This window comes from Anaerolineales bacterium (assembly GCA_030583885.1).
GTDB lineage: Bacteria > Chloroflexota > Anaerolineae > Anaerolineales > Villigracilaceae > Villigracilis.
On record CP129480.1, the window covers coordinates 1,873,351 to 1,889,941 of the forward strand.

Annotated in this window: 15 protein-coding genes and 1 tRNA gene; 2 read left to right on the plus strand and 14 right to left on the minus strand. The window is 54.8% G+C overall.

Annotated elements, in window-relative coordinates; all coding sequences use genetic code 11:
* Positions 1 to 8: 8 nt before the first annotated feature.
* From QY332_09320 to QY332_09345, 6 genes are all read right to left on the minus strand, one after another.
* A complete protein-coding gene (locus tag QY332_09320) occupies positions 9 to 2,231 on the minus strand; it encodes a GAF domain-containing protein (GenBank protein WKZ38130.1) in 2,223 nt (740 codons plus the stop codon).
* Positions 2,232 to 2,238: 7 nt separating this feature from the next.
* On the minus strand, positions 2,239 to 2,697 hold the full coding sequence (locus QY332_09325) for a response regulator (protein ID WKZ38131.1): 459 nt from the start codon (positions 2,695 to 2,697) through the stop codon (positions 2,239 to 2,241).
* Positions 2,690 to 3,082 (minus strand): response regulator, encoded by a 393-nt coding sequence (locus QY332_09330; protein WKZ38132.1) that lies wholly within the window; start codon positions 3,080 to 3,082, stop codon positions 2,690 to 2,692. Before QY332_09330 ends, QY332_09325 begins: the two co-directional genes overlap by 8 nt.
* Positions 3,083 to 3,200: 118 nt before the next feature.
* A tRNA-Gly gene (locus QY332_09335) sits at positions 3,201 to 3,272 on the minus strand.
* Between the two features lie 83 nt (positions 3,273 to 3,355).
* Positions 3,356 to 4,396 (minus strand): polyprenyl synthetase family protein, encoded by a 1,041-nt coding sequence (locus tag QY332_09340; protein ID WKZ38133.1) that lies wholly within the window; start codon positions 4,394 to 4,396, stop codon positions 3,356 to 3,358.
* A gap of 4 nt (positions 4,397 to 4,400) precedes the next feature.
* Positions 4,401 to 5,018 carry an HAD family phosphatase gene (locus QY332_09345; protein WKZ38134.1) on the minus strand — a complete coding sequence of 206 codons (618 nt, stop codon included), beginning with the start codon at positions 5,016 to 5,018 and terminating at the stop codon, positions 4,401 to 4,403.
* A 52-nt stretch (positions 5,019 to 5,070) separates the two neighbouring features.
* Here QY332_09345 and QY332_09350 point away from each other — a divergent pair, with 52 nt between their 5' ends.
* Entirely contained in the window at positions 5,071 to 5,544 is a 474-nt protein-coding gene (locus tag QY332_09350) for a hypothetical protein (protein ID WKZ38135.1), read from the plus strand.
* A gap of 35 nt (positions 5,545 to 5,579) precedes the next feature.
* Here QY332_09350 and QY332_09355 read toward each other — a convergent pair whose 3' ends face one another.
* Positions 5,580 to 6,014, minus strand: a complete 435-nt coding sequence (locus QY332_09355; protein WKZ38136.1) for a cytidine/deoxycytidylate deaminase family protein — start codon at positions 6,012 to 6,014, stop codon at positions 5,580 to 5,582.
* Between the two features lie 121 nt (positions 6,015 to 6,135).
* Here QY332_09355 and QY332_09360 point away from each other — a divergent pair, with 121 nt between their 5' ends.
* Positions 6,136 to 7,383 (plus strand): 3-oxoacyl-[acyl-carrier-protein] synthase III C-terminal domain-containing protein, encoded by a 1,248-nt coding sequence (locus QY332_09360; GenBank protein WKZ38137.1) that lies wholly within the window; start codon positions 6,136 to 6,138, stop codon positions 7,381 to 7,383.
* Between the two features lie 55 nt (positions 7,384 to 7,438).
* Here the strand turns inward: QY332_09360 and glmS are convergent, their stop codons facing one another.
* The 7 genes from glmS to QY332_09395 all read right to left on the minus strand — a co-directional run bounded on the left by glmS (position 7,439) and on the right by QY332_09395 (position 16,574).
* Positions 7,439 to 9,280, minus strand: coding sequence for a glutamine--fructose-6-phosphate transaminase (isomerizing) (gene glmS / locus QY332_09365; GenBank protein ID WKZ38138.1), 1,842 nt, complete (start codon positions 9,278 to 9,280; stop codon positions 7,439 to 7,441).
* Positions 9,281 to 9,796: 516 nt separating this feature from the next.
* Positions 9,797 to 11,278: a TadE/TadG family type IV pilus assembly protein gene (locus QY332_09370; protein ID WKZ38139.1), complete on the minus strand. Its 1,482-nt coding sequence runs from the start codon at positions 11,276 to 11,278 to the stop codon at positions 9,797 to 9,799.
* A 51-nt stretch (positions 11,279 to 11,329) separates the two neighbouring features.
* The gene (locus tag QY332_09375) at positions 11,330 to 12,784 is read right to left on the minus strand and encodes a hypothetical protein (protein ID WKZ38140.1); all 1,455 of its coding nucleotides are present in this window, start codon (positions 12,782 to 12,784) and stop codon (positions 11,330 to 11,332) included.
* A gap of 13 nt (positions 12,785 to 12,797) precedes the next feature.
* Positions 12,798 to 13,445, minus strand: a complete 648-nt coding sequence (locus QY332_09380; protein ID WKZ38141.1) for a TadE/TadG family type IV pilus assembly protein — start codon at positions 13,443 to 13,445, stop codon at positions 12,798 to 12,800.
* 252 nt (positions 13,446 to 13,697) lie between these two features.
* Positions 13,698 to 14,966, minus strand: a complete 1,269-nt coding sequence (locus tag QY332_09385; protein ID WKZ38142.1) for a pilus assembly protein TadG-related protein — start codon at positions 14,964 to 14,966, stop codon at positions 13,698 to 13,700.
* Positions 14,963 to 15,430: a pilus assembly protein gene (locus tag QY332_09390; protein ID WKZ38143.1), complete on the minus strand. Its 468-nt coding sequence runs from the start codon at positions 15,428 to 15,430 to the stop codon at positions 14,963 to 14,965. The genes QY332_09385 and QY332_09390 overlap by 4 nt, the downstream gene beginning before the upstream one ends.
* 1 nt (position 15,431) lies before the next feature.
* Positions 15,432 to 16,574 (minus strand): pilus assembly protein, encoded by a 1,143-nt coding sequence (locus QY332_09395; protein WKZ38144.1) that lies wholly within the window; start codon positions 16,572 to 16,574, stop codon positions 15,432 to 15,434.
* Positions 16,575 to 16,591 lie beyond the last annotated feature (17 nt).

The following is a 16,591-nucleotide window of genomic DNA, read 5'->3' on the forward strand; positions in this document are numbered from 1 at the left end:
ACGTTCCATTAGGGCGCATCTTTCTCTTCAGGGTTTTTTGCAGGTTTGACCTGTATCTTTGTGTAGCGGGCGCCGGTCAGCCTGGTTATCTCGCTTGCCGTGGTCATCAAAATGGATTGTATATCGGTTGACCTGCGGATTTTGCTGGTCACTTCGTACACCAGTCTTTCCCGTTCCGCCTGTATACGGATTTGCTCCAGGAGGCGCGCGTTTGCAATAATGGCGGCAAGGCTTCCGCCGAGCGTGCCGAGCATTTCCTCGTCATTTTCTGTGTACGCATCCACCTGCTCGCTTTCGACGTTAAGTACTCCAAGCAGCTCGTTGCGAAAAACAAGCGGGACTGCCAATTCGGAACGCGTATTTGAGCTGATCTGGATATAGCGGGAATCTTTGCTCACGTCCCTCACCCGCAGCGGTTGTCTGTGTGCCGCGACCCAGCCGGTAATGCCGCTTCCGAATTCGACCTGCATTTTTGTAATGTCTTCTGCATACCCCATCGATGCCTTGACCTCGAGCACCTTTTTGTCACGGTTTGCCATGAGGATCGTAACACGGTCCCCGCCGAGCGTTACCTGTAAACCATTAACCGCGCTTTCCAATGCTTCTTCAAGCGTAGAGCCGGATGCGGCGGTTGTGGTGATATGGTGTAGAAGACGGTGCTGGGATAGATGTTCTTGGGTCTCGGCAAACAGTTCGGTGTTAACAACCGCGACAGCCAGCTGGTCCGCCAAAATTTGCAGACTTCGCAGGTTGTCTTCAAAAAATGCAAACGGTTTCGTGCTTTGCACATCCAATACCCCAAGGATGCGTTCGCCGACTTTTAACGGGATGGCGGCCTCCGCCCGTGTGTCTGGCAGAAGCGGATTTGCGTAATAGGTTGCATCCTTGGTCGTGTCGTTGACGACAAGCGATTCGCCGCGTCCGCTCACAAAACCGACAATTGACTTTGAGCCCACACCGATTTTATGTCCCGCCCTTTTCATTTGTATGCCCGCATCACCGGTTGCCTCACGGATTACAGCAAATTCACCGGGCAGATCATGCAGGAACACGGCAGCGTGGTAAAAGTCGAAGCGCTCACGGATAAAATTTACTGCTTTGACCAGTAATTCGTCTAGATTGAGGGAGCCGCTGATGTCACGGGCAATTTCTGATGCAGTTTCAAGCTGGATTGCCTTGCGCTGGCTCTCGTCAAGCAGGTGAACATTATGGAGCACGCCAGCCACCTGACCCGCAAGTGTGGTGAAAAACTTCAAGTCAGTTTCGTCAAAGGTATGCTCGTTTTCCAGGTCTTGGATGATCAGTGCGCCGATCGGGTTGTTTTGCACGAGCATGGGGGCGCCCATCCATGATTTGGCGGGCTTGCCCACCACTTTTGCACCGAGTTCAGCAGCTCTTCGTTCTGTATCCTCCACCAGCATTAATGGTTTGCGCGTGCGAATCAAGATGGAGGTCAGCCCTTCACCCAGGGGAAAAGACTCAATGGATTGAATCTGTCCGTTTTCATAGCTGAACGGGACGCTGATCGAATTGCTCTTTTCGTCATACAGCGCAACGATCAGGTTGTACTCGCCGATGATTTGCTGGATCTTTGCGAGCAGGCTGTGAAAGAAACTTTGAATATCCGCTGCCGAGACCGTCAACTCGTTGATGGATACGAGCGCCTCCGCCTCATGCAGTTCGTTCTTTATTTGCTGGATGGCGTCTGCCCGTTCAAGGGCGGTTGAGATCAAGCCGGCGAAGTCGGTGTAAAGTCGGGTCGAATCACTGGAGAGGTTTTTCTGCCTCGCTCCGATCATGAGGATTGCCTTCAGCGCGTTTCGTCTTCCTATTGGGATGACTGCTGCGCTGGCAAGTCCGCAGCTTCCCAGGATCTCTTGAAGCACTTTCGGTGTTTCATTGCTGGTTGATGTGGCAATGACCGGTTCGTATGAAAGATATTTTTCCACCTCATCCATGTTGTATTGGGCGTGCTTTTCCGCATCAATTACTGTTGTGGCCTGCATTGAATCAGACAGGGAGATGATGCTGAGCAGGTTGTTTTCGACCTTGAACAGGATGATGGGGTGCGGCGAACCTTTGAGTATCTGCCCGCCGGCCTGCAGGATTTCAGACTCGCCATCCGCCTCCGCGATAAGACGGCCTGAACGGTAGAGGCGCTCAAGTTCCTGGATGTCAACCTGACTCCTTTGATTTGTGTCAGGTACGGGCGTCGTCGGATTCGTTGCCATCTATGGATTAATTTAACTCCCAAACAGGCTCTCCGCTTAAGATGCGGCGTATCTGGTCCGGGAAACGATCCGGATCAAGGGGCTTTCCCAAAAAGCCGTCAAAGCCGGATTCCTGGGCTTTCTTCATTTGTTCCTGGCTGGCTTCCGCAGTCACGGCAATAATCGGCACGGATTTGAATCTCTCGGAGGCACGGATTTTTTTTAATGCCCCATACCCGTCCTCGTAGGGAAGACGGATATCCATCAGGATCAGGTCAAGGCGCGGCAGGGTGTCTGCATATTCCACGACCTCATATCCGGATGTCTTCCACTCGCAATGCACACCCAGATACCCAAGCATTCGCGCAATCAACACAAAATTAGACACGTTGTCTTCAACCACCAAAACAGCCGCATCCTTGGGAATATTCGCTTTTCGAATTGGCTGTGTGTCAGAAACAGCGGGTGTTTGCTTTTGGTCAGTCATCTGTACTCCTTGTAATGAATCGCTCGATCTGCTGGGCAAGCGTGTCGATATCAATCGGCTTTTGGATATAGCCGTCACAGCCAGCTTCCAGCGATTTTTCGCGATCTCCGCGCATTACATTTGCAGTAACCGCAATAATTGGGATTTTTGAAAACCTTTGCACGGCCTTAATTTTGGAGGTTAAAGTATAGCCGTCCATATCCGGCATGTTGATGTCCATCAGGATCAGGTCAACCCGGCTTTCCTCGAGCCTCTCAATGGCTAGTCCTGCGTTGGGGGCCTCGATCACGGAATACCCTTCCGCATTTAAAACCCTGCGGATCAGGCTCCTGTTATCCGGGTTGTCCTCCACATACAGTACGGTTCCTTTTTCAGAATCTATCATTTTGCACGAAACTCCGAACTGAATTTTACTTGTAAGGCAAATTTTCATGCATGACAGCTACCTTACAAATGGCGGACAAAGCAAAAAGCCGAGGGCGACACCTCGACTTTTCAATGTGAGCGGGTGATGGGATTCGAACCCACGATATCATGCTTGGGAAGCATGCGTTCTACCACTGAACTACACCCGCGTGATAACCCTGACGTGATTATACGCTACGCTGAAAACGCATGTCAAGCCGGGCGAACAAAACCGCCTCTTTCCCGGCCCCGCTCACTGCTTGCGGCGAAGGAGCATATGCGCCAGCTCGAGCAGTGTCTTGCCCGCCTCGCCGCATGGATCTGCCTGATGCAAATAGCTCAACGCCTTTTTGGTCTCTGCCTCAGATATTTTCTCGGCAAACTCCCTTCCGCCTTCCTGCTCAAGCATGGCGGACACCCTGCCAACCTCATCCGCCGTAACAGGACCCTGTCTCCAGCGCTCCGCGAACGCCCCATTTTTCTCAAGCCCGAAAAGCACCGGCAATGAATTCTTTCCTTCCACCAGATCGCTTGCGGCGGATTTGCCTGTAACCGCCTCGTCGCCCCAAATACCAAGGATGTCATCCTGCACCTGAAATGCAAGCCCAAGATGATATCCGAAAAGGCGATAGGCGTCTTGTTTGCCATCATTCGCGTAGCCTAGGATGGCACCAATATGGGTGCAAGCGGAAAGCAGGGCAGAGGTTTTTCCGCCGATCATGGGCCAATAATCTTCCATATTGAGGTCTGTGCGTTCCTCGTAGGACATATCCAAATACTGGCCGCGCGTCAATTCGAGGCAGTTGTCATTTAAAATTCCTGCGGCTTTGACAACAATTTCAGCAGGATAATTTTGTTTCAAATCCAGGATGGCTTGATTGGCAATGACAAACAAACCATCTCCAACGTTAATCGCCATGGGCGCGCCCCATTTCACCCAGACCGTTTTTCTACCTCTGCGCAGCTCCGAGTTATCTTGAATATCGTCATGGACAAGGGAGAAATTATGGATCAGCTCAATTGCCGCCGCTGCGGTTACTGCGTGTAGCCATTCTGGGCTGTGCTTCTTTTTCCCATCTTGTGTACTTAACGATGCTGCAGTTGCTAGCAGCGTTAACAAGGGACGAATTCGCTTCCCGGTTACAAACGAACCCGCGCCGTCCCCGCTCCAGCCCATGTGGTAGGCAAGCATTTCGTGGAAGGGTTGGGTGCGCGGCTGGTCGAGCCTTGCGATCTGGCGTTTTAATTCTTCTTCAACGGCTTCAAGCATGGATTGTTGTAGGGTTGAGGTCATACTTCTATTTCCCGTGTATGGATAATTTCCCGAGGTCTGCCCGCAGCTGTTCGGGAAATCGGTATTGAATGACATGAAATCCCAGACTGCGTGCGGTGTTGATGTTTGGAAGCGAGTCGTCAATGAAAAGACATTCCCGTGCCTTACGGTTAATTCGTTTTAATGTGAGTTCATAAATGGCCGGGTCCGGTTTGACCAGTTTATGCTCACCGGAAATGATCAAATCGTCAAAGATGCCCAGGAAGTTGTAACGGTCTTTCATAAGGATGAATTTTTCCGCTGAAAAATTACTTAATAAATACAGGCTCCATCCCGCATCTTTGAGCGATTGCGCGATCCCGATCGTTTCATCAACGGCTTCGGTGATGCTTTCCTCCCAGCAGGTGTCATAGGCCTGGATGAGTTCGGTATATTGTGGAAATCGCCCCGTGAGCTCGGCGACCCCCTCATCGAAGGGGCGGCCTGCATCCTGGCAGGCATTCCAGTCCGTAAAGCGTATCTCCTCGAGGAAAGAGTCAACAGTCTCGAGGTCAGGAAAGAAGCGTTTATATAGATTGTGGACGTCCCATTTGACAAGGACATTTCCGAAGTCGAAGATGATGGCGGTGATCGGGGAGGTCATATGCTGGTGGTTCTATTTTATCCCAAGATGGGAATCTCCGAAGAACACCAATGTGGCGTATAATCGCGCTTCTGTAATTCAATCCATCTTTGGAGAAGGCGCCTTGAGCCGTGTGATCAACCCCGATTCGGTGGGAAAAGAACGAACCCGTTTGACAAAATCAATTGTGTTATGCATCCGCGAGCTGGCGAAGCAGGCCGGCGTGACGCCGGAGGCAAAGGACCTTGCCGCCTTTATTGCACTGGCCCTGCACTCCATTGCGGATGGGATTGATGTCTCTGTGGCGGCATGGGAAAAACGCGATTACTGGGTTAAGGCGGATAAATTCCGCATGGAATGGATGTGGGCGGGACAGGTTGCCGTAAAAATGAAGGAAGCCGTGCTTTCAGACGACTGGGCGACCATTGCCGCGCTGATGCCGCAGATCGCACAGAAGTTTGGCAGGATTGTCGTTTCCGATAACCACAGGCTGGGGAAGCCCTGGACGGGCGCGTATACCTTACTGGCGTTTCATCGGACGTTGTAAAGCGCCGTGTTGGAGCAGAGGGTACTACAGCGCCGTCACGGGGCGGGTGAAAACCTCCCCTGCATGACTTCGATGTGGGCGGCTTTGATGAAGCTCATTGCGTTTTCGTCAGTCCGATATGCGGTGCTGTAAACAATGCGGGCGATGCCCGCATTGATGAGGGCTTTTGTGCAGTTGATGCAAGGCAAATGCGTCACATAGCACGTTGCGCCCTTGGTGGAAACACCGTGCAAGGCGGCCTGGATGATGGCGTTGGTTTCGGCATGAATGGTCCGCACGCAGTGACCGTCCACCATGAGGTGGCCGATCTCGTCACAATGCTCCTGCCCTGCGGGGGAGCCGTTGAAGCCTGTGGTCAGGATGCGCTTTTCCAGTACGAGCACACAGCCGACAAGAGCGCGGTCACAGGTGCTTCTTTCAGAGACGGCATAGGCGATTTTCATGAAATACGAGTCCCAATCGGGGCGCATTTGGTTTCTCCTTTGGAAGATGTCCGGCTATTTTACTCTTGAATTTGCCTGTATCCATACGTTCTTTTCAGGGTTACTTCCTTAAACAGTTGTTGAGGTTTTAAATGTTCAAGGAGATAAGATGTTAAACACGAAAGCAGCCGCTTCTTTGTCCTTTTATGAAAGGGACGGGGTCGAAAAAGTGAATATCCCGATTGCCGGCGGAATACCGGTTGGGGTCGAGAGCGTTTTCAGCAATGAACTTGGCATTGGCGGCGCATATGGTTCCTGGGGCACTAGTTTCAGCAATTCCGAATTGCCTTCCTTTGTGGAACACCGCCTGGGCAGGTCCCTGGGTGATGAGGATATCTTGAATCTGTCTGAGTTGGGGTTTGATTACCGGCAGCACATCCCGGACCTGGACGAAGCCCAGCACCTGGAGTTGGAATTGGAGGTCGGTTCACACCTGCTTCGAAAGGCTCTACGGGTTTGCGGGTGGGAGGCATCGGAAGTGGATGGCGTGTTGATCGGGATGAGCGGGCCGGTTTCCGGTGATTATGTCGCGGAAATTTCACGCATGGCAGGCATTCCCGAAACAACGCTGAAGGTCAGCGTGCACAAGGCCTGCGATGGGTCGATGGGCGCCCTGCATTTGTCCCTCAACCCGGAACTTTCGAAACCGGGGGGCTTGAATATTGCGGAACATTTGCGCGGGAAGAAGGTGCTGGTCGGCGGGATTGAAGGTTTGAGCCGTTTTACCTGCGGCGCGAAGGATAAGAATGCCCTGCAGTTGTTTGGCAACGGCATGGGGGTGATCGGGGTGGTGCCGGGCGGCAACATGAAGTTCCTGGTCGGCAGGAGTTACGAAAATTATGATGATGAAGGTTTGCTGGCCGTGCGGATGTATTATCCCCATTCACGCTCACAGGTTGCAGACGGTTCGCTTGTGGATGTGATCCAGGAAGATGCCGCCCACATCCGTATTGCCGGACTGATGAATGAGCCAAAGGACGGTGCTTCCATTGAAATGGCTGGCTTGATGGGCATGGTCAAATTGTTCGTACGGACCGGAGTGCAGGTGGTGGAGGATGTGTACAGGGATTACCAGGTTCTCATGGAAAAACTTGGGCAATCGGGCAGGTCCATCAGCATGGGGATCGTCCACCATGCCAACTATAAGATCAATGCGTTAAAGGCAAAACACCTTTCGAAGCTGGGGATCGAATTTCCCATGCCCTGGTTGTTGAGCGATTTTGGGAATGTCAGCGCGGCTTCGAATATTATCGCCTTTCTGCGTCAGTTGCCGGAGATCAAGGCGGGAGATCACATCCTTTTTGATGGCTTCGGCGCGGGCACCTACTATGACGTCATGGCAGTTTCAATGGGATAGAAGGCGCGGCCACCCATAAACAAAAAGGCCAGTTCGTTCGAACTGGCCTTTTTGTTTATTCGACAGTCACGGATTTTGCTAGATTTCGCGGCTGGTCGACATCCAACCCGCGGATGGCGGCAATATGATAGGCAAGCAACTGCAGGGGCAGGACGGTAATGACCGGGGAGAGCATCCACGGTGCCTGCGGGACCCAAAGCACATGGTCTGCCATTCCTTCGACCAGTTCATCCCCTTCGGTCGCCACAGCAATCACCATGCCGCCGCGGGCCTTCGCCTGCTGGATCTGCGAGATCATTTTTTCGTGCCAGGGATCCTTCGGGGCGAGGCAGAGCACCGGCATTTCCTCGTCGATCAATGCAATGGGACCATGTTTCATCTCGCCGGCGGGATAGCCCTCTGCGTGGATATAGGAAATTTCCTTGAGTTTCAGCGCGCCTTCATAGGCGATCGGCATGTTGATGCCGCGCCCGAGGTAGAGACAGCCGCGAATATCCTTGAGCGCATAGGCAACTTTTTCTATATCTGCTTCCGTATCCAGCACGCGCCCGGCCAGGTCGGGGACGAGGCGCAGGTCGGCGACCAATTCCCTGCGGGTCTTTTCATCGATCGTACCGCGCAGGTCTGCCAGCAGGATGGCAAGCATGTATTGGTCCACCAGAGGTGCCGTGAACGCCTTGGTGGATGCCACTCCGATCTCCGGTCCTGTTTGCATGGCAATATAGCCGTCCGAAACGCGCATGGCTTGCGAGCCAATGGCGTTGACGATACTCCAGATAATTCCGCCCTTGCGTCGGCCCTCCTCCATTGCGGCGAGCGTGTCGGCTGTTTCGCCGGACTGTGATATGGCAAGCACAACCGTATTTTCGTCCACGATGGGGTCGCTGTAACGGAATTCAGAACCAATGACAACCTCCACCGGGATGCGCGCGATCTTCTCGATCATATATTTGCCCACCATGCCGGCATATGCAGCTGTCCCGCAGGCAGTGATGTAGATTCGTTGAATGCGTTTTGCCAGTGCCGCTGTCAGGTTCAGTTCGGGCAGGCGGATGCGCCCCTCCTGAAAGTCCACGCGCCCCGCCAGGGTATCGGTTAATGCGCGCACCTGTTCGTGGATTTCCTTCTGCATGAAGTGGCGGTACTCGCCCTTTTCAGCGGCAACCGCGTCCCAGGCGATCGTGTGGACCTCAGGGACCACTGCCTGCCCGTCCAGCGTTTCAATGCGCACACTCTCGCGGGTGACCACAGCCATTTGCCGCGATTCCAGAAAGATCACCTTCCGGGTGTGCTCCAAAATGGCGGGGATATCGGAGGCGATGAAGTTTTCATGTTCGCCCAGTCCGATGACGACGCCGCCGGCGTTGCCGATGCGCGCGGTCACGATCTTGTCCGGCTCGTCCACCGACATGAGCAGGACGACGTTTGCCCCCTCGATCTGTTGAAATGTGCGCCGCGCAGCTTCTTCAAACGTGATACCCGATGCCTGGTGGTGCTCCGCGATGTGGACGATGGTTTCGGTGTCGGTTTCCGATTGAAAGGTGACCCCTTCACTGATCAGTTCATCCTTCAGCTCAAGAAAGTTTTCCACGATGCCGTTATGAACCACAACGACCTTTCCCGAATTGCCGACATGCGGATGGGCATTGCGCGCGGATGGTGCGCCGTGGGTCGCCCAGCGTGTATGCCCGATGCCCGGTGCGCCCTTGAGAGGGGATTTTGCCACCAGGTCGATCAATTGCGACAGCTTGCCCGCATCCCTGCGGACCTCGATCTGGCTGCCGTTAACCACGGCGACCCCGGCTGAGTCGTAGCCGCGGTATTCAAGTCGTTTCAAGCCGTTGAGTATGATCGGCGTCGCATCGCGCGCGCCGACATATCCGACGATTCCACACATAATGGGGGATCCTCCAGTGATTTTGTTGATGTCATTGCAAGGCGCGTTTTTTGCAGGCGCTCCTGTTTTTGCAGAGAGCCTGGTTCAAGGGGCGCCGCTTGTCGAACCCGGCGCCTCGCACGTCGTCCCCGGCGGGGGAGTGACATGATGATGGTCTGCCATTGCCTGCCTTTTGTCCGCGCAGTCGCCCGTGCGGTGTTGTTGGCAGGCTTATCCTTGGAGGGAAAGATTGACGGGCCTGGCGGACCCGGAGGGCTTCCGCTGATCGTTCGATTTTCCTGCCTCACCCCAGCCCTATCCCGGCAGGAGAGGGGAAGGCAGTTAACTCCATTTCGCAATGGAGAACCCTCATCCTCGTCAACTTTGGCGGTCTATGGCCGTCAAAGTCCATGCGCTGTCTTTCCCGGTTGATGATTGGCTGCACCTCCTTGTGAACAGGCGGGATTATACCGTAGAAATAAATACCGCCAGCCGTGTCACGGCTGGCGGTATTGTGGGTTTTTTCTTATACCCGCTTTAGCAGTCGAAGCACAATGTTTGGGTCGGCGTAGGCGTTCTTGTCGGGGACGGCGTGGTAGGTGCCGCTGTCGGCGTGCGGGACGGTGTATTCGTCGGTGGGGCAGGTGTGCGCGTTGGTGTGCGGGACGGGGTAAGCGTCGGTGTGACAGGTGTGCGCGTCGGCGTGCGTGACGGTGTGAGTGTGATGGTCGGTGTGAGCGAGGCGGTCGGTGTGCGCGAGGCGGTCGGGGTGCGCGTGATGGTCGGTGTGCGCGAGGGGGTGCGCGTGATGGTCGGTGTGCGCGAGGGGGTCGGTGTGCGCGTGATGGTCGGTGTGCGCGTCACGGTCGGGGTATTGGTCGGCGTGGGGGTGTAGTTATTGATGGCCGTATTCAGGGTACAGGTGCCCCAGCCGGGGAACTCGAAGGTCAGGCTCAGGTTAAAGAGCCCTTCCCAGGTGCTGTTGTTGAAGCGTGCCAGCCAGGTGACTTGGGTGCCGCTGCCGTTGATCGGCAGGTTCGGCGGGGTGGAAGAGGTCAAGATCGGCGCATCCACGATATTGGGCGTGTTGGGCGGGTTGTAGTAGATCGAGCCAAACTGGGCGTAGTCGAACCATTTACCGGCGGGCGTTAAGGGGGACGGGGTCCAGCTGAGCGTGGAACTGATCAGGTAGGCCGGCGAGAAGTTGTTGTTAATGACGCGCGCCTCCAGATTCGACCCGTTGAAGCGGGTGCGGTTGATTCGTATGCTGCTGCAGGAAGGCACCGGCGTATTGGTGGGGCTGGGCGTCAACGTGGGGCTGGGCGTCAGCGTCGGTGTTTCGGTGCTGGTGGGGATGGGCGTTTCGGTGGGGATGGGCGTGTTGGTAGCCACAGTGGGGATGTTAAGCGGCAGGGGCGTATTGATGGCGCGTGTGGCGCGGAATTGCTCCACGATGCCTTCGCGGTAGGAGGCGAGGTGGATCATGGCCGGCTCGATGCCAAAGATCGGCAGGACCATGAAGGTAAAGTTGTAGTCCGCAGCGACGACCACGCGGTTGCCGGGTGAGCCGGGGTGTTCCGTGTCTGCGCAGCTTGCATATACTGGGCGGGCCATTAAAGGCGGGGTGAACACACGCCCGTCCTCGGCCGAGCAGACCGTCACATTGAAGTAGTAATCCTCCGCAGTGGTCACGCTTTCATCGAGGAAGAAACCGATGATGATGCGGCGGGTCTCATCCTCGATGGATGGGATGCGCGCTGTGTCCACCTCGGCGTCGTTGCTGCAATCGCGTCCGTACGTGGCCATGCAATAATCGACATTGTACTGGCCGGTCGTGGCATACCGGATGCCGAAACGGGTGGAATTTTCGATGATGATCCAGGCGAACATCAGGCGTGAGAACTCGATCACCCCGACCAGCAGCATCAGCAGCAGGGGGATGATGAGCGCAAATTCCACCATGGCTTGTGCTTTTGGCCTGCCCGGTGAACCAGTGGGGGTGGCGTGAAAAATGTTCATGCGCATGTCCTTTAAAAATCCAGCCGTAAATATGGCGGTGTCCAATCCTAATTATTTGGTCAGCCTGGTAAAGATATTGTCGGCGATCAGGCTGAAAATTTCATCCAGTCCGCTTGTATCCGGCGCGAAGAAATAGGCGCCGTGGTTGACGGTGACGCCGGATTCATCCCCGGCGGTTTCTGCTATATATTCGAAAAGTTTCTCCCCGGCATCTGCATCACCCAATGGAGCCGATACCACCAGGTCACCCAGACCGATGGTGAATACCGTCACGCCCATGCCGGTGACAGGGTTTGCCAGAAAATCAGCCGCATCGCGTGCGTAATCGTCAGCATCGTAATTTACATTTGTATCCGTGTGCCGGGTGCTGGCTAGTGCATCGCGGCACGGGGGATGGGTGATGGGGCTGGCCTGATTGATGGGCCATGTGTAATCCGGGCAAATTCCGAGCGGGTAACCCGCCACGGGATTCGTGGCGTTGGCCGGTCCGCCCGCCAGCAGGATGACCACCCAGAACGAATCCTCGCGGATGGGCGGGGTGGAAAACTCCACGCCGGCCTGGTAAAGCGCTCCGCCGATATTGCTGGATTGAAAGGTGGTTGGGTCGCCTGTGGTTCGGAAGTGCGGAGCATCGAAGCCAATGAAATTTCCACCACCGTCATAGTTAATGCATGAACCGTAGGCGGGGTTTGTGTTACAGGCTGGCGGTTCAAGCACCCGCAGCGAGGTGATGGCTGCCACCACGTCTGCCTCATCATCGGAAAAGGGGAGGGTCGTTACCGGAATTGGATTCCACGCTCCGCCCGCCGTCTGGCTGGTTGTGGCAACCACCGCGATGCGGTCATAGGGGAAGAAGATGGTCCCATTAATGAACGCCAGCGCCACGTCTATGATATCGTGCATCGGCTGGCACGGGTCGGTGCCGGAATAATTGCAAACCGCAGGGTTTTCGCTGGGATTAGTGCCATCGTCCGCATCGACTCTGTTCGGATCGCCGGCCGGATTGGTCTCGAATGACATGGAGGAGGAGGTATCGAAGACCAGCACCAGGTCCAATGAGGCCGCTTCGCTGACCGACGAGGCGTGGATGACCGTGCTGTTAAAACCGAGCACCCGCATGAACCCAAAGTCCACTGTGCGTTCGGCGTCCACGCGCACCAGTTTGCGCAGCGGCACGGTGCAAAGTTCCGGATCGTGCTCGGTCCCGTCGACGGCGGAGGGATTTTGCTTGCATCGCCAGACAACGATATTGTCCGCAGTTGATTGGTTAAGGATCAGGAATCCCTCGGCGGCACTGTACAGGTCGGCGGCGTCGAAGCCCCGCCGGAACTGCTGGGCGGAGGCGATGGCGGCGGCGTCGATCCCGCGTTTGAGGCGCGCATATTCGATCAGCAGGATGCCGCCGTCGGTCATCAATCCGACAATGCCGATCAAGCCGATCATTGCAAATGCAATCAGGATGATGGCTTGTCCGCGTTCGGTTTTTCTTAATGGTTTTTTCATCATGGTCGTATCGTTTCTAATCTTCAGGTTCGGCCGCGCTGAGGGGCATCATGGAATAGGACCGCAGGATCAAAGGGTCTGACACAAAAGGAGCCAGCCAGGGGAGTTTCAAGACCTGATCATACGAGTAATGCACCTCCACCAGCAGGATGCCTGCATTGGGCGAGCCGCTCACCAGACGGCCTTCGATGTCTGCGTTGGTAAAGATCGGGGGCCGGTTGTTGTACATGTGAAACGGCCCGGCAACGGGATAGTTTACAACACTGCCTGCGGTTGCGCCATATACGGTGATGATGACATCGTCCGTGGCGGGGTCGAGAATGATGCGGCGACCCACATAGGAGGGGTTTACGACCTGGGGATCCAGGCTGGCTCTAACCATGGCGGCGGCGCCGCTGTAAAAATCTATATTATCCGTACCGTCCTCATTAAATGGATCTAAATTGCTGTAAAAGCGGGCAGACTCGCGGGTGGCATCCAACAGGGAAAGATAATAATTCAGGATAAAGCCATATTCCACCACGCCGGAAAACAGGAGGATGATGACGGGGAACGCGATCGCAAACTCCACCAGGCTCTGTCCCCTGCGTTTGCGCCCCCTCCTTTTATTATGGCCGGGTTCTTTTCCATTAAAAAGTGATGCCATTTTTTGCAGTAGTTTCATGCAATCTGCCTCTTTTTTATTCCAAGACGTGAAACGCAGGTATCCGCCATAGGTACTTGGTGAGCCCCGATCGATGGGTTGTGGTGGAGTGGGGACACGCGGGTGACGGGGGCGTCAGGCTGGAATGGTTCCTGCATAATTATATCCCATTCCAAATGGATGAGTGAAGCTGTGTAGGCAACCTGTAATGTTTACAGATTTGTAAGAATCCGCGGGCATTTTGCGTGCCAGGCATTTGTAGAATGCCCGCCTCTACTTGACGAGGGTGACTTCCGGCATCTTGATGGCGTCATAATTTTCCTCATCTTTGTACTTGATCTTAATGTTGCTGACCCCATCCACTTCGATGTAGTACCCGATGATCTGGCTGTGGTAGGCGGCGCCTTTGGTTGAATCCAATCCATTAATACGGACGTCTGCAGACGGAGCCAGGATCGTGCCCCTATAGCTGGAATTGAGATTCCCATTCAGGGTCATGATGCCCTTGTTTCCAAGCGGCATATAGAGCAACAACCCCTGATTCTGACCATGTGTGGGGGCGTTCAAATTTATTTCGACCAGCCCGCCAATTTTTATATTCCCGTCAACTACGATTGTCACACTACTGCCTTCCAGGCTCTGTGCGCCGTCGAGGATGAAATCTCCTCCAATACAATAGACCCCGCTTTCCAAAAATACAACACCTTCGGGGGGGAAGATGTCCTCGTCCCAGTTGCCTGAAGACATGGTTTTTCCAAGTTCGTCCACTTCCGCCATTTTGGTGCCGCAACCGACTTTGGGTAATTGGAAGGCCGGCGGGTACGGGATGGGCGGCGCGCCGGTTTGGATGGGGTAGGGGGTGATGAGTTTTGGTTTTTGTATCTGTGCCCCGCCCACCACCGTGATCGGGCTTGTGTCCTGTATGCGCACACTGCCGCTTCCGTAGGAGATAAAGGCGCAATCCGGATTGTCGGAATTTACGAAGAGGCCGCCGCCTTCGAGGTTGATCGTGGCTTCGCTGTGGATCCAGAACGATAGTTGTTTATCGCACCTGCTGTGCGGGGCAAGGCTGACGAGTGCGTACCCGTCGAACATTTCACCAATGACCGCAGGCTTCGACTGGGATATCGCCTGGACGACATTTGTAATCTGAGGAACCCCGATCACGGGACCAAAATAGGTCGTGAGGTGTGAAGTGATGATCACCTCGATGTATTCAGGATTCCCGGAAAACGGTCCGCCAATCGGAGGCGTGTTCAATTCCACCGTGTTCGTTATGCCGTTGTTGTCATATCCATTTGCCTTTGCGGTGGCAAGCGCGGCAGCCCGCCAGTTTCCGCCGTCGATGCGGGTCATGGCGGCGGTCAGCGCGGCGGCGGATGCGGCGGTATCCGCCCTGCGGTTGTCCACATACGCGTTTCCGCCGTCAATCGCCACGGCGGACATGCCGATCAGCCCAATGATCGCGAATACGATCAGGATCAGCGCCTGTCCCTGCTCGCTCTTTTTGCGGTTGGTCAATTTTACGGGAGATGTTTTCATGGGCACGGGGGTTGAAGGATGACGTTGGTGGCACTGCCGGTTAACGAAACTGTGTCTGAGCCTATGATGTCTCCGGCGAACGGCATAAGGATCGGGTATTGATAGGAGACGCTGACCCGCAGGCTGTTCGCCGTGCCGCCTGTTATTCCCTGGCAGGCCCTGCCGAGCGCTTCTATATTTACCCTGACCGTGTCCGTGTTCCTTAATTCCACCGGCGATGAAAATACCGCATCTTCTCCGCGCGGAGAAATGTTGCGGGCGCGATTTTCTATCTCTTCCCTGTTGGTCGGGTTAAAGGAGCCATACAAAGCCCCTTCCTGCGCGGCATCCCTGATGATTGCATAGGAGAAGATCGCCATGCCGAATTCCATCGTTCCAAGCAAAAGCAAAATCATCACGGGCAGGCTGACCGCCAGCTCCACAAGGCTTTGACCGCGTTCGTTTCTGTTTGTTGAAATTGGCATATTAATTTCTTGAGTCGACAGGATAATTTACACATCCGGGTGTGCCAATGGTGATGATAATTCTCTCTGTTCCGTCCGTCAAATTATAGTTTTGATGGAAAATAAACTGGACCTTGGATACGCCCGTCGGGATGAACGGATAATAGGCGGGAATATAGGCGGAGGGGGAATGGATGTCGCCGTTCCACGTCTGTGACGCAAGGACGACCTGTTTGAGATGCAAAGTTCGGTCATTGCTGGACTGGTGCCCGGTATCATGATTCCACTCCACGTAGACCTGTGCGGCGGAGAGGACATGTCCGGTTTCGTTGATGATTTCCATTTCCATGACGTTGTCCAGAATAAAGAGAGGCCCGTGCCAGACGCCTGTGAGTCCCGTGCAGCTGATCGGCGTGGGCGTAATGGACGGGGTGACGCTGGCCGGGGGGGTTCTCGATGGCGTAAATGTCAATGTGGGCGGTATCGTGCTTGTTGGATTGACTCCGCCGAAAGGTGTACCTCCGCCGGAAGGAGGCACTCGTGTGAATGTAAAAAAGGGTGTAACTGTTGGCGTGTCAATGGATGAGGATGAGGTTGGGATTTTGGACGGCGTGGGAGATTCCGCGGCAAAGCTGAAGGGAAGGGCCGACCCGACAATCGGGACGGAGATCAAAAATGTACGCGCGCTTGCGGATACGACCTTCAACGGCTCAATTGGGAGGATTGGAATGATCGGCTCATAGGTTGCGGAGACCTGAACAATGATGCGGTCACCGTTGCGGATGATATTCTCGTCAACCGGGCATGTGTCCATATCCGGGCTTGGGTCAATATCGCCGATCGGGATCTGGGTGCCGTCAGGGGCAATGCCGCGGTCATATGTAATCTTGATCTCATCGAAGGTGATGATGAAGGCCGACTCGTTGGCGACGTCGCGAATTCCCTCGCAATCCTGGTAATAATGGGTGTCGTCAATTTCACCGGAGGCGGCTCCGTACCGCGCTGCCTGGCGTGACGCATTGGCTACAGAAGAGAAAATGAAGATCAGCCGCGCGACCTCGATCGTTCCATAAATGAGTACAATCAAAACCGGCAGGGTGAGCATGAATTCGATCATTGCCTGCGCGCGGGTCTTTTTTTGCTGTCTGCTGAAAAAAGTATTCATGGCATGGGGGATTGAGT